Source organism: Paenibacillus sp. FSL R5-0470 (assembly GCF_037975205.1).
Classification (GTDB): Bacteria; Bacillota; Bacilli; order Paenibacillales; family Paenibacillaceae; genus Paenibacillus_AQ.
In genome coordinates this window covers 353,803-368,131 of sequence record NZ_CP150238.1, presented here as the reverse complement: position 1 = coordinate 368,131, position 14,329 = coordinate 353,803, and the positions used below count along the sequence as shown (strand labels likewise).

The following is a 14,329-nucleotide window of genomic DNA, read 5'->3' as shown; positions in this document are numbered from 1 at the left end:
AACGATTTCAAAGCGCCGGCCAGCTTCAAAAAAATTTATATTGTTACTTCCTTAAGTTTATAGATTATTGCTATCCATCGTAAACGCAAAAAAATTATGTTTTACACAAATAAATACTCATCATTAACGATAATATCGAGGAATAATTGCTACGGTCGAAGATGTTATACTACAATATCAATGTCACTACATGTCGAAAGGTGGTAAATAATGTTATCCATATTGGTGGTAGATGATCATAAGGAGGAGCGAGAGGGGATTGCTTTCCTCATTAACGAGCTTGGCTTCCCCCTCCAATTGCATGTTGCAGAAAACGGTCGTAAAGCACTTGAATATGTAAGCGCACACTCTGTCGATATTCTATTTACCGATGTGCGGATGCCTATAATGGATGGATTACAGCTAACAAAGGAAGCATTAAAGTTGCACCCCAAATTAAAGGTGATTTTATTCAGTGGATTCGCTGAATTTGAGTATGCCAAAACAGCCCTCTCCCTGGGCGTATCCGAGTATCTTTTGAAACCGGTTAACATTGAAGCATTCCAAACTACTTTAGAAAAAGTTATTCAGGAATTAAAGAGCCAGCAACAAAAAGAAGAAGCGTCACAAAGAAAGCTAAGCTATGTGAGAAAACATCTACTCTTCTCTCTAGTCAATGGCATCGGAAGCCCGCCTCCTCTTCAAGAGCTGTCTATTGAATTACCCAGCCATTACAATAAAATGCTTTTGTTAGAATTCGATAAGCCATTTTTTGAATCTGTGGATTCGGAGTTCGAAGAGTTTGTTCTTGGTTTAGTAGACACATCTGCTGATTACTTAAATCTAAACGGATGTCAGAGTCTACTACTGTTTCCCGAGCAAGAGTCCCCTTCTTCCCGGTTTGATAATAATTCAGCGATGCACCTGCATCATTGTATCCTTGATAAATATAAAGTGAATTGTTATCTCGCTATGAAAGAGGAACTAACCTCAATACTAGATTTAGGTTCACTTTTGACTTCATTAGAAGAATTGATGGAATATCGTTTTTTTCTCCCAGATACCTTTGTGTTTAATACACAAAATGACTTACATTTCTCTGAGGCCTTGTATCCAGACCTTACAGATAGCCATCTACTAGATCAGATTCGAAATAATCTGAAGGATCAAGATATTTTTAGCTTACGAGCAAATACTGAGATTTTATATCAAAAATACGTACATCAAGTACAGTATTCACATTTATATGTAAAGTATATGTTCTCCACAATCTATCAAGAGATCATGACACAAGCTGCACCTATATCAGAAATGGAGCTGCAGACTGCCGTCGAGACCATATATGGATCTGAAGATTTGCGGGATATCAAAGATATCATATTTGAAGGTATCGCTCGGATTGATCAGAACTCCACCAACCATGAGCCTACTCAGAACCGTGATGTCGACGCCGTCAAACAATATATTGAACAATATTATGCAGATGATCTCAGTCTGGAAATGCTTGCTGCTAAAGTGTATTTGTCTCCACATTATCTTAGCTCCATATTCAAGAAGCAGACAGGCTGTGGGCTTAATAAATATATTAAGAATGTCCGCATGCAAAACGCAAAAGAGTTGTTAACAAATACGCATCAAAAAATATCAAATATTTGCACCGCAGTGGGCTATCGCAATATTTCATACTTCTGCCAAAATTTCAGGGATTTCTATGGGTACACACCAGAAAAATATAGACAGTATAATCAGAAGTCCTCTGTATATCGGGAGGAGCATCATGCAACTTTGGCGGACACTTAAGCAAAATATTCGCGACTTGAAGTTTCAAACCAAGATCATGCTTTCATTTATGTTAATCAGTATGATTCCTGTGATTGTATTGGGCAGCTTCTGCTATCAAGAAGCCAAATCATCCCTCATTAAGCAATCCAAATCTGATTTGAATGCAGCCTTAAATCAAGGGGCTTTAGCTTTAAATAGTCATCTGGATGTCTACAATAAACTCATGAATTTCTTGAGTTTTAATCAGGAAATTATTAATTCAGCTAATCATACCTATACAAGTATGTATGAAATGTATGATCAGTTAACCCATGTGATTGACCAAAATTTCAATACGGCACGGTATCTAAATACAGGTGTAGAACAAATCACTCTGTATACAGGAACCAATCTTTTGGCACATGGCAATACCGTCCGAGCCCTAAATGATATTAAACAGGAACATTGGTACCCGCCGTTGATGAAGTCAGTCGATGTCCTGTGGTTTACAGATAATAAGGAGATTTTTGCTGTTCGACGCATTATTAATACGAAACAGAAAGATCCAAAAGAAAATGTGCTGTATGCACGTGTGAATTACGATTCGTTATTCACACCCTTTGACTCCCTACTCTCTCAAGGTTCAGAGATTCTCGTCAAAGATGCTTATGGAAAGTCGATCTATGCCTCGCCTGGTATAGAAGGATATATTCCTTCCAATAGCACAGACAACTTAGATACGCTGCAATGGAAAAATACAAAGTACACTGTATTGCAATCTGAAGTTCCTATATCAGGATGGACAGTGATGTTATGCAAACCTACGAAGATGATTACGAATTCTGCTTGGAAAATCCTTTCGACAGTTGGGCTTGTTATTGTTGCCTGTATTGCTGCCGTTGCTATAACCGCCAATCTATTCTCTCGAAAGTTCAATTCACAAATTAAGCGTCTGCGCAATAATATGCGCACCGTAGAAGAGGGATCCCTGGAAGTCACCGTCACTAGCACATCCAAAGATGAAATTGGGGATCTAATTAGAGGCTTTGGCAATATGGTTGACAAAACAAAAGTGTTAATCGATAAAGTCTACATTGAGGAAATTTCACGAAAAGAATATGAAATGAAAGCCCTACAGGCTCAGATTAATCCTCATTTTCTATATAATGCTCTTTCGCTCATCAATTGGAGAGCCATCCGAATCCATGCAACAGATATAAGTGAAATGGCTCAGCTTCTATCCACGTTCTATCGGACTACGCTGAATAAAGGGAATAATATTATTTCGGTTTCAGATGAACTATTGAATGTACAATCTTATATACAGATTCAGCTTAACATGCATAGCAACAGCTTTGAGATAGAATATCAGATCGACGAGGCTATTCTATCTTATTACATGCCTAACCTGATGCTTCAGCCTCTAATTGAGAATGCTATTATTCATGGTATTGAGAATAGAGAAGAAGAAGGAAGCAAAATTATTCTATCCGGAGAAATCGTGGAGGAGTGTATCATCTTCAAAGTAAAGGATAATGGCGTTGGCATCCCACAAGAACGACTCAATCTTCTGCTTAAATCCCCGTCTATAGGCTATGGGCTCAAAAATGTAAATGACCGGGCTATGCTAATGTACGGACCAGAGTACGGCCTGTCCATTACCAGTATTCTAGGAGTGGGAACGGAGGTCACATTTCGATTTCCATCCAAAAGATACGAAGGTGGCTCAGATCTATAACTCTTTTAAATGCAGTGATGTTAATTAGCTACATTCTAAAATTAAATTCAACCGGGACATGTACGCTGGATTAAACCCGGTTGATTTTTTTCAATCTATTGAATTACAAATGATCAGGAGCGCTTTCCTCCCCCACCCATTCAGCAGAAACACGTACATAATCCCCCACATCTGAAGATGTCACCAGTTCAATAATGATCAATTCGAGCGGCGTAATCGCCCGCAAACCATGTCTCGCACCGGCAGGTACTATGACAGTGTCTCCGGCTGCAACTGCATAAAGAACGCCGTTCATACGGTACTCTCCATTGCCCGAAAGAAAAGACCATATTTCTTTGGTATGCCTGTGAAAATGATAGCTGGTGTGCTTCCCTGCCAACATCGTGATTTTGGAAGTCGTAACCTCAACTCCTGCTGCTGTTCGTGAGAAATCCAGAATGCGTGAGCTCCCCCACCGCTTTTCTTCAATCATCGGCTTCGCGGCATGACCCTCCAGCTTCTGCTTAATCCGTTTCGCCTGCTCGATGCCAGCAACTAAAATACCATCCGCACCCGCCGCCACAATCAAACCTGGGGCACCGATGACATGTACGGGACAAGAGAGTTCGTTCACTAAATAGGTTCCTTTTGAATCCTCAGAAATGCTCCCCCTGCCAATTACCTTTTCCTGCAAATGAGGGGTAAGCGCATCCCAACTACCAATATCCGCCCAAACTCCGGTGTAAGTAATAACTACCGCTCGCTGCGTATGCTCAAGCACTTCATAGTCAAAACTTCGTTCTGGCAATTCGTCATAACGCTCCACTAGCTCCATGTAATCTGCTGAAAGATTCCGTTCCACCATAGTTGAGAGCAAGTATCCTAATGAGCAGGAGAACACCCCACAGTTCCATAGTCCTCCACAGGAGATGAACTCGGCTGCCGCCATTTCGTCTGGTTTCTCTGCAAATTGCTTCACATTTAGAAAAGACGTTCCCTCTGAACCTTCACTCGGCAATATATACCCGAACTGTGTGGATGGGAATTCAGGCGTAACACCGATCAGGGCAATATCCGCTTGTGATTCGGACAGCACGCTGGGAAACTGCCGAAGCTGACTGAAAAAAGAAGCCTCCACATAAGAATCCACCGGAATGACCACAACGATCTCTTCTAAGTCTATTTTCTTCACGGAATGCAAATAGCTCGCCGCCAATGCAACTGCAGTAAAAGTTCCCCGCTTCTGTGGCTCCGCCAGTAAAGCAACCTGATTGCCAACAGATTTGCGGGTAATTTCCACCTGACTGCGATGGGTTACAATGCAGCTTGAATCTAATAATCCTGCCTCATCCAGCCCTCTGCATACTCGCTCGATCATCGACTCCATGCCGCCATTTTCTGTTGGAAGAAGTCTTAAAAATGCCTTTGACCTGATCTCATTCGACAGCGGCCACAGCCTCTTCCCCGATCCCCCTGAAAGGAGCACGATCTGCAACGCTATCGCCCCCCTGCGCTGGACTTACTATTCGGTGTTCTCACATACCCCTTCCGTTTATGAAAAGACAATGATCTATACTTTTCCGCCAGCTCATTCAGCTTCTGCTTGGACAGCTGACCTGCATTCATATGAAGACCTTTATTACGCGCTTTTTGAATCTTCATGCCCCCACGATCCTTCGAATACAGGTAATTCCCATAAGTTTCGAATTCAGAAAAAGCAAATTGCTTAGTTCGGTTCATACTGTGTATAATCGCCGAATACCAAGGCTTCTGATGCTTTGCTTCAATCTCTCTTTTCATCTGAGTCAATTGGCTGCGTTCAAACAGCATATAATGCGTCACAAAAGAAGAAGCAGATGCCGCCTTCTTACCCATTAGCTTCCTATAGGTTGTAAAGTACTGAGGCTGACTCCAATTGCGGCTGTAAAAAATCGTCTTTCCCTTCTCACGGAATCGATGAGAAGCGATTAAGACCGTATCTGCATCGATGACTAAAAAATAGTCAGCCGTACACAGCTTGTCACCATTCAGCTTCAACAATTGCTGGAACAACCAACCGGATCTTTCCCATTTCCGTGAACGGTAATGGATATCTTTTTTTGTAATCGGGAGGACTGTATTCTCATCGACAAAGGTACAGCCCTTTTTTCGGCAGAAATCCAGTATTCGTGTCTTTTTTGGAGCAACAATCAATATACGACCTATCGGATGCTTAACATGTGTTCGGACAGCGTCAATAACATAGGGGAGTGTAGCCAAATCTTTCTCGATAGCCGGAATCAGTATATCTATGGTAACGGCATGTCTTATGCGGACCTTATTAGGCGAGGGCATACGGTCATCTCCATATCATTATTTTGCTTTAGGATATGAGGATAATAAGGAAAGGGAATGGGCTTTACTGTAAACTTAAGAGAGGACAAGGGGGGGGATTTATACCCTTCTTTTCGCCCATAAAGCCCATTCCGCTTCATTCTGGGGTATTTATACCCTTCTTTTCGCTCACAGAGCCAAATCCGCTTACTTCTGGGGGATTTATACCCTTCTTTTCGCTCGCGGAGCCCAATTCCAGCACTTCTACGGTATTTATCACGCACATTCCGCCCATAGAGCCCAATTCCAGCTTTTCTACGGGATTTATACCGTATATTCCGCCCACAGAGCCCAATTCCCACTTTTCTACGGGATTTATACCGCACATTTCACCCCCAGAGCCCAATTTCAGCTTTTCTACGGGATTTACACCGTACATCTTGCCCACCAATCCTCACTCGCACAACCAAGCTCCACAATCCCCCATACTATATCCAGCATTTTTTTCTGTGCAGTAAAAAGGCTGGGATGGTATATTGTAGATTGGCTAAATTTTCGGCGTATTTTAATCGGCACATTTTAAGATGAACTCAACCATTCTCCAACTAGTTTTGTTGAGCTCACTCTATACAGAAATATATGAAGGTGAATCTATTGAATAAGCTCTTATTTCATAATATCCCGCTGGGAGCAACCGGCGAACGCATCCCGCAAGCGGCAGTAGCTTCAGCGCAGACCAGCAAGGAGCTAGTGAAGCGGGAGGAGGGGGACTCCGCTTATTTCCGCAGGCTGGAGGAAGGCGGCATCCTGCTCAACCGCCCGCAGATTGCTGCGGTGCGGCATCATAAAGGGCCGCTGCTGACACTGGCCGGTGCAGGCTCCGGCAAAACCTCGGTTCTGATCTGCAGAACCGGTTATTTGTTGTCGGTGCGCGGCGTCTCGCCGAGTCAGCTGCTATTGCTGACTTTTTCGAGTAAAGCCGCGGCAGAAATGCGCGAACGAATCGCCCTGCTCCCGGGAGTCAGCACAGCGGACGTTGCAAGGCTTCAGGCCCGTACGTTCCATTCTTTTTTCTTATTTTTCTTGCGCAGACAAGGATTGCAACAGGAAATTTTCAGTGAGACACGGCGCCAGCACATCCTATTGAAGCAGATCATGCGTGAGCTCGGACTGCCGAAGGATGCTTATCCACCGGAAACCGTACTCTCTCTGCTCTCTTCCTGCAAAATGAACATGGGCACTGTGGAAGATCTACCAGAAGGCACCACCGCCGAAAAAGAAATGAAATCCATTCTGGAAATATACGAACAATGGAAACAAGACAATTTCAAAATCGATTTCGATGATGTCCTCTTAATTGCCTATCGGATGCTGAAGGAGCGTCCGGAGCTTTTGCAAGAGTTGCAGATGAGATATCTGTACGTGATGGTGGATGAGTTCCAGGATACAAACGCCTTGCAGTACGAACTTGTCAAAATGGTCGCTCACCCACAGCATAATCTAATGGTGGTTGGTGATGATGACCAAACGATCTATTCCTTCAACGGAGCGCGCAGTGAGTTCATTCTAGAGTTCGAGAAGCTCTATCCGGGAGCAAGGGTTATTACGCTCGATATTAATTACCGCTCAGGCCCAGCTATCGTTGGACTTGGCAACGGCATTATCAAGCACAATACACGTCGGCGTTCCAAAACCCTGCAAGCCGCAAAAGGTAGTGGAAGTCAGCCACGATATATGCGTCCGCAAACTGCAGATGAAGAAGCCGAGCAGATGATCGAGCATATTTTAAACGAGGTCTCTAGCGGCAAAAGAGAATATAGCGACTTCGCCATGTTGTACCGGGCCTCGAGCAGCAATCGGGCCGTTCTCGAACTGCTCCTTTTACGCGATATTCCCTATATTGATTACGGAGAAGGGCAATTATTGTACGAGCACTGGCTGATCTCTCCGGTAGTGGATCATTTGCGACTCTCCGTGAATCGGCGAAATTTTGCGGCGATGGAGAATATCCTGCCGACGCTATATATGAACCGTGAAAAAGGTATGAATCACATCCGCCAGATGGAAGCTAGACAGCCCAAGCAAGGACCGTTAATCCACTTATTGTCTATGCCTGGCATGGAAGACTTCAAAGGGACTAAACTAAGAGATCGGCTCGATCTAATCCGAAATATACGCGAACTGACCCCAATACAAGCAATCCGGCAGATTCGTACCCAATTCTATGATTATTTCATCGAAGCGAATGAACGGCATCAAGCGACGCTGCATCGAGAGACGTTAAAAGAAATGCTAGATGAGCTAGAATCCTCCGCGGCGCGTTTCGACAGCATCCCTGCCTTTCTTGATTTCATAGATAATGTCACGGAGCGTAACGAGCATAATCGCCAACCAGGTACTAAAGAGCAAGGCAATCGGATTGCATTAATGACCATTCATAAATCAAAGGGGCTAGAGTTTCCTGTAGTCTTTTTAATTGGAGCGTCTGAGGGAATTCTTCCGCATAGCTCTGCACTGGAGGGCGACCGGTTAAAAGACCGCAAGCTTGCTACCGGAAGCAGCGGAGCCTCAAGCTTAGCAGCACTGGAGGAGGAACGGAGACTGGCGTATGTGGCCGTTACGAGAGCCCGAGAGGAGCTATTCATCAGCTCACCTGCACAGCATCGGGGTAAAAAAGCGGAGGTCTCCCGCTTCATGTTATCCGCCTTCCGTTCAGCGGTTTCTTCCACAGCAGCAACTACGGTGAGTAGAACCGTGACAACAAGATCCTTGCCGACCAGCCGAGCGACCACGACAAAAACAAAAACCCATGTCGTTCCGGTATGGAACTGCACGGGCAACAGTTGTCCTGGTTGGACACGCATGAAAGCTGGCGGAGCTGAGGATCATCTAACCTCAAAGCCCTGCCCCTTATGTAGCTCACCTATGGCAAAGGATCAGCGAGAAGTTCCCGTATGATCTACACGCAAAAAAAGCAAGTTTCCTCTTCCCTGGAAACTTGCTTTTTTTAATATAAATATATATTTAAGCTGTAGTTACTACTGCTTCTTCAACTTCTTCATGTACAGTCTTAATCTGAATCATTACTGCATTCGGATCGGTCAGCACTTCGATTCCATCTTGGAAAATCAGGTCAGAAACTAGCAGCTGATCGCCAATATCAAGTTTACTAATATCTACTTCCATAGAAGTAGGCAAAACGCCCGGCATACAACGAACTTCTACTTCATACAATTCCACTTGCAATACGCCACCGGCTTTCACGCCGATTGCTTCCCCTGCAAAATGAATCGTAACTTTACTATCCATATTTACAGACATGTTCACATGCTGGAAATCAATATGCAAGATCTTACCTGACAGAGAATCCTTTTGAATATGCTGAACAATGATCGGCATTGCTTCATCGTCCGTTGTTTTTGCTTGCAGAATAGCCCGTGGATTTTTTTTCAAAGTACCCAACAGCTCTTTTTCATCCACTTCTACGTTCAGAGTATCTTTACCCACTCCATACAATACAGCCGGGATACGTCCCTGTTTTCTCGCTAATTTCTTTTGGGACTTTGTTTCGCCAGTACGCTTGTTTAATTGAATAAATTTACTCATTTTTTATTTCCTGCTCTCTTTGACCATAAATTCTTGTCAGTCTAAGTATAACATGACCATATAATCTAGTCAAATTTAGCAGAAATCTCCCCTTTTCCATACAAAAAAGAAGACTTGAGTGAATTCAACTTCCCATTCCTCAACTCTTCCCAACTGCACTTCCTCAATTTATTTAACTCTTACTTAATTCATCTTCACCTATCACTTCTTCTATTGTACAATCACTTTCATTCAACTCTTCGATTCCGATGAGTTCCCCAGGCTGTACATTAAAATATAAACAAAGCTTTAAAAGCAAGTCTCTGGGATACTGTACCATCTCATCCTTATACATACGGCGAACCGAATCAAAGTGATAATTAATATCCTTAGCAAGCTTTCGTATAGAGAGTTTGGGATCATGATTCTCCATGACCACACTTAATTTACTTCGGATAACCGGCATACATTCACCCCCAGCTTAAGTCCACGCCCACAAAAATCCATCGCGATCCCACGCGATTTTGCCGCCGTGCAGCTTCCGGAAAGCTTTCTTTACTTCCTTGGACAGCGAGGCATTGCCATTCTCATTTACAAATACAAATTGTTCCCCAAAGTTCTCTTTCACATATTCAATCGCCGCGGTCTGATACAAGGTACCCGTAAACCGAATTTCCTTAACCATCCATTCCGCTACATCTTGTGCTGTTACTTCCATATGGATGTGCCTCCTTTCATGTACTTCATGCTAAAATGTGCCCTCATTATAACATGAATACAGCCCGACCGGACAAACGTCCGAATCGGGCTGTATTAGGATGTCTTAATTATTGTGGATAGGTATGATTCGAAGGATAACGAGTCTTCTGTCCACCGCTTACCATCAACAGAATCCCTGTAATCAAGTGTAATACCCATCCCACTATTGGAATCCAAGCCAATAAAGAAGTTACAATTCCGAGCACTGAACCATAGATAGATTCATTGTTCTTTAAAGATAAAATCAAAGTGATTAGATGAAGAATAAACATAAATCCCAGTACAGAGTACCCACTGAACACTACAATAGTAGCACCCAGAAATGGAATTGCCAAAATAATTTCAAACGAGCCTGTAATCCATTTCATAGCTTTAGAAGCGCTCAAAAGACAACCTCCTAATAGGTAAAATATACTATTTATTATACAAAAACCCAGCGTTCCCGTATATGATTTTCATCTTGCTTTACTATTTTATTTTCATCCTAAAATCACAGGTTCATTCACCTCATGAAGTGGTTGCTTTTGCACAAAAGGGGGCAAGCCTTCCTTGCTCATTGCAGCTGAGGGAGCAAGCCCTAAGCAGTGGCACATTAACGGAGCCAGCCTTAATTGGGGGATTGCTTGATCTTCTTTTGCCAGAGGCAATGCATCTACTCCAAACGTATATAACGGCACATCCCGCTCGGAAGAGGTGACCCCTCCATGGTACCCATTTGCGTTCATCCCATGATCTGCCGTAATCAGAATCTTATACCCCTGCTCCATCCAAATAGGCAAAACAGTGGCTAGCAGTCCATCGGCGTTACGCACGGAAAGCTCATATTCCTTGCTCTCCCCGCCATAACGATGCCCGGCGTCGTCTATATTCATGGAGTGAATGTATAGAAAATGCGGATCATAAGCACTCCGTAAATACACGGCATCGGCAAACACATGACTGTCAGGATAGTGATCCTCGAAATAAAAGCTGCCATGCTGAATTGGCATCATCACATTATGCTGATGGCGATCAGCCAGTGGATCAAAGGGGGCCGAATTATAAAGCTCACTGACCCAATGATAGGCGACAGCAGCTGTACGCAAATTAGCGGCTACTGCCAAATGAAATACACTTTCTTCATGGCTAGGTCTCACAATATGGTTAGCCGTAATTCCATTTTTGGACACGGGTGTACCCGTTAAGAGCACTTCATAAAGCGGACGTGATAGACTGGGTAATTCCGACTGTACTCGATAACAAGATAAGGATCCTTGCTCCACAAGATGCTCCAGATAGCCCATGTATTTGCGAGCAGCATCATATCTAAGTCCGTCCAAGACCACCACAATGAGTTTATTGGTCATTTCCGTCAATCTACTCACGCTCCTTCTCGCTCTAAATGTAAAAGCTCGGAAGGGTTCAACGCCAATGTGACTTTGTCCCCTTCTCCAACCCGCAGCCAGCGTCCATCATTTAAAAGATCAACCGTTAATCGGATTCCTTCAGCCTCAACCGTACATCGAATAATATTGCCTAGCACAGACACAGATTTAATCACTCCATTCACCAGTTGTGCTCCGGCAGCAGCCTCCTGCTGACCCGCCCCATCATGCAGTAACGTTACGGCTTCGGGGCGAATAGCAAAGCTGTCCATCCCACTATCTATTCCGTGGAACAGCGCCATCACCTCTGGCCGAGTCAATACGTTATAACTGCCCATGAACCGGGCAACGAACTCTGTGCGCGGCGCGGTGTACAGTCCTTCCGGTGTTCCATCTTGGACGATGCGTCCACCATTCATAATGCAGATGCGGTCGGATAGAATCAGCGCTTCTTCCTGATCATGCGTAACGAATAGAGTCGTCATGTTAAAGCGCTTCTGAATATCACGAATTTCAGCACGTAGATTCTTGCGGATCTTGGCATCGAGTGCACTCAGGGGTTCATCCAGCAGTAATACTTTGGGCTGCACGGCTAGAGAACGGGCCAGCGCTACCCGCTGCTGCTGTCCACCGGAGAGTGACTGCGGATAGACGTCCCGCTTCTCCTCTAGATCGACTAAAACCAGCAGTTCCTCGCAGCGGCTACGTCGGGCGGCTTTGGACAAACCACGCATCTTCATTCCATACTCAATATTTTGGCTCACCGTCAGATTAGGGAATAGAGCATAAGACTGGAACACCATCCCCACCTCGCGTTTACGGGGCGGCAGATTTGCCAGATCTTTATTCTCTAGAAGGATTCTGCCGCCATCCAGCTCCGAAAGGCCAGCTATGCAGCGAAGTAACGTACTTTTCCCGCAACCGGAAGGTCCTAGCAGCGTCACAAGCTCCCCTTCACGTATCTCCAAATCTATATTGTCTAGCACACAGGTCTCACCAAACATTTTGAGTATTCCCTGCAGCTTCAGATAATCGTTCATCCCTTAACGCCTCCTCCCATCTTTTTGCCAAGCTTCATTAGTACCATCGAAAGAACTAGAATAAACAGAAAATACGAGATGGCAATCGCACTGGCTAAATGTCCGCTTTCGCCCATTCTTTGATATAGATACACCTGAATCGTCTGAATATGCCCGCCAACTAGCATGTTTGTAAGAACAAATTCACCGAACAGAACGGAAAATGATAATAAGGTAGAGACGATAACGCCAGGCCAGATATTTGGCAAAATCACATTCATAAAAGCCGTTCTGCGGCGGGCTCCAAGCAATTCTGCGGCATGCAGCAGTTCTACGGCGTTAACGGTCAACAGACTATTGCGAATGCCCTGATACATATAGGGAAGAATGACCACAAAATACGCCCCCACCAATAAATAAGCTGTTCCAGCGATATCAAAGAGGCCAGAGGAATAGGTACGAATAAGTCCCACCGCAGCCACTACACCAGGCACCGCATAAGGCAGAACAACAATCACTTTCATAAAGCTCTCCCAGCGCGGAAAATAAATGGTGATGACAAAAACAGCTGGCAGCATCACGGCCAGACTCAGCACCACGCTAATCAGGCATAAATACAGCGAGGTCCAAAGCGCCTCCAAAAAACGAATATCCTTAAACATTTCTCCAAACCAATTCAGTGTCCAAGCTTGAGGCAACAAGGTATTCTGCCAGTCCTGCGCGAAGGCATAAATACCGGTTGCTAACAGTGGAAGTAATAAATACACCATGAGCATTAGCATGAAAGTGCGCGGAGCGAAGCCTGCTTTACGTATATTCATTGCCCCACCTCCTCACTAGCTGCCGTCCACAAGCGCCGAGAAGATTTGGTTTTCACATCCGGTTTACTGAGCGCTTTAGCTCCAAATCTCTCCGTTCGCCGAACCATCAGATGATTCAAATAGACGGCCAAAATCGTAGTCAGACCCAGCAGAACAGCAAGCGTACTCCCCATTTCTGGCTGAGTAACCACATCTCCAGCAACCAGTGAACCGATACGTACCGCCAGCAGATTATAATTCCCGCCAACCAAAGCATATGCTGTGGCATAAGCCCCCATCGCATTGGCAAACAGTATTCCCAGTGTGCCGAAGATCGCCGGAGTTAGAATTGGCAGCCCTATCGTCTTCCAGAACTGCCACGGTCCTGCCCCCAGCAAGGACGCCGCTTCTCTCCACTGCTCACGAATTCCGTAAAAGGATGGATACAAGAGCAGTAAGGCTAATGGAACCTGAAAATATACATACACCAGAATCAAACCAGACCAGCTATATAAATCAAAATCGGTAAAAACACTCCAGCCCCACTGTTTGAATAAGAGCGTAAACACTCCATTGTTACCAAGCAAAATAATATACGCAAAAGCCAGCGGAACCCCTGCGAAGTTAGAGGTCATATTCGACAGCATTAAGAGTCTGTCTCTTACTCTCGGAGTGAACCGAGTAATACAATATGCACAAAAAAGTCCGACAATGATCCCTATCAGACTTGAGGTTAAAGAGATCAGCAAGCTGTTCTTGATTGCCTGCATGTAATAGGCACTTTGCAGTGCATGCAGATAATTGCCTAGCGTAAGCCCAGTTCCATCTGCCTTTTGGAAACTTCCCGTCAGCATGGACAATACAGGTACCAGCTGAAATGCCAACACCATCAGTGCAAACGGAATGAGTGCCAGGATCACACCGCGGCTTTTCTGTTTCAACTTCCTCACTCCTTGTCGCGGGAATAGAACAAGGGCACCTTACGGCATCGTAACGAAGGCGCCCTGTTTCTTTTTTTGGGGGAAGAACAAT

At 44.5% G+C, this 14,329-nt stretch carries 14 protein-coding genes; 3 read left to right on the top strand and 11 right to left on the bottom strand.

Annotated elements, in window-relative coordinates; translation table 11 throughout:
* Window positions 1–210: 210 nt before the first annotated feature.
* The gene (locus tag MKY99_RS01640; protein WP_339268304.1) at window positions 211–1,779 is read left to right on the top strand and encodes a response regulator; all 1,569 of its coding nucleotides are present in this window, start codon (window positions 211–213) and stop codon (window positions 1,777–1,779) included.
* Window positions 1,757–3,478 (top strand): sensor histidine kinase, encoded by a 1,722-nt coding sequence (locus MKY99_RS01635; protein WP_339268302.1) that lies wholly within the window; start codon window positions 1,757–1,759, stop codon window positions 3,476–3,478. Before MKY99_RS01640 ends, MKY99_RS01635 begins: the two co-directional genes overlap by 23 nt.
* Before the next feature lie 103 nt (window positions 3,479–3,581).
* Here MKY99_RS01635 and MKY99_RS01630 read toward each other — a convergent pair whose 3' ends face one another.
* The 3 genes from MKY99_RS01630 to MKY99_RS01620 all read right to left on the bottom strand — a co-directional run bounded on the left by MKY99_RS01630 (window position 3,582) and on the right by MKY99_RS01620 (window position 6,209).
* Complete coding sequence (locus MKY99_RS01630; RefSeq protein ID WP_339271458.1) at window positions 3,582–4,943, bottom strand: sugar phosphate nucleotidyltransferase; 1,362 nt, start codon at window positions 4,941–4,943, stop codon at window positions 3,582–3,584.
* Window positions 4,944–4,954: 11 nt separating this feature from the next.
* The gene (locus MKY99_RS01625) at window positions 4,955–5,791 is read right to left on the bottom strand and encodes a DUF6492 family protein (protein WP_339268300.1); all 837 of its coding nucleotides are present in this window, start codon (window positions 5,789–5,791) and stop codon (window positions 4,955–4,957) included.
* A gap of 136 nt (window positions 5,792–5,927) precedes the next feature.
* Window positions 5,928–6,209: a hypothetical protein gene (locus MKY99_RS01620; RefSeq protein ID WP_339268298.1), complete on the bottom strand. Its 282-nt coding sequence runs from the start codon at window positions 6,207–6,209 to the stop codon at window positions 5,928–5,930.
* Between the two features lie 215 nt (window positions 6,210–6,424).
* On the opposite strand from MKY99_RS01620, the gene MKY99_RS01615 reads away from it, so the two are divergent.
* Entirely contained in the window at window positions 6,425–8,728 is a 2,304-nt protein-coding gene (locus tag MKY99_RS01615) for a UvrD-helicase domain-containing protein (protein ID WP_339268296.1), read from the top strand.
* 66 nt (window positions 8,729–8,794) lie between these two features.
* Here the strand turns inward: MKY99_RS01615 and MKY99_RS01610 are convergent, their stop codons facing one another.
* The 8 genes from MKY99_RS01610 to MKY99_RS01575 all read right to left on the bottom strand — a co-directional run bounded on the left by MKY99_RS01610 (window position 8,795) and on the right by MKY99_RS01575 (window position 14,238).
* Entirely contained in the window at window positions 8,795–9,376 is a 582-nt protein-coding gene (locus MKY99_RS01610; protein WP_042184221.1) for a 50S ribosomal protein L25, read from the bottom strand.
* 172 nt (window positions 9,377–9,548) lie between these two features.
* Complete coding sequence (locus MKY99_RS01605; protein ID WP_076285106.1) at window positions 9,549–9,821, bottom strand: helix-turn-helix transcriptional regulator; 273 nt, start codon at window positions 9,819–9,821, stop codon at window positions 9,549–9,551.
* Between the two features lie 15 nt (window positions 9,822–9,836).
* A complete protein-coding gene (locus MKY99_RS01600) occupies window positions 9,837–10,073 on the bottom strand; it encodes a hypothetical protein (RefSeq protein ID WP_042123499.1) in 237 nt (78 codons plus the stop codon).
* Window positions 10,074–10,182: 109 nt separating this feature from the next.
* Window positions 10,183–10,500, bottom strand: coding sequence for a hypothetical protein (locus MKY99_RS01595; protein WP_060623858.1), 318 nt, complete (start codon window positions 10,498–10,500; stop codon window positions 10,183–10,185).
* A 93-nt stretch (window positions 10,501–10,593) separates the two neighbouring features.
* Window positions 10,594–11,460 (bottom strand): alkaline phosphatase family protein, encoded by an 867-nt coding sequence (locus MKY99_RS01590; protein WP_076299988.1) that lies wholly within the window; start codon window positions 11,458–11,460, stop codon window positions 10,594–10,596.
* Between the two features lie 14 nt (window positions 11,461–11,474).
* The gene (locus MKY99_RS01585; RefSeq protein ID WP_042184215.1) at window positions 11,475–12,518 is read right to left on the bottom strand and encodes an ABC transporter ATP-binding protein; all 1,044 of its coding nucleotides are present in this window, start codon (window positions 12,516–12,518) and stop codon (window positions 11,475–11,477) included.
* Window positions 12,515–13,318, bottom strand: a complete 804-nt coding sequence (locus MKY99_RS01580; RefSeq protein ID WP_042184213.1) for an ABC transporter permease subunit — start codon at window positions 13,316–13,318, stop codon at window positions 12,515–12,517. Before MKY99_RS01580 ends, MKY99_RS01585 begins: the two co-directional genes overlap by 4 nt.
* A complete protein-coding gene (locus MKY99_RS01575) occupies window positions 13,315–14,238 on the bottom strand; it encodes an ABC transporter permease subunit (RefSeq protein WP_042184211.1) in 924 nt (307 codons plus the stop codon). Before MKY99_RS01575 ends, MKY99_RS01580 begins: the two co-directional genes overlap by 4 nt.
* Window positions 14,239–14,329 lie beyond the last annotated feature (91 nt).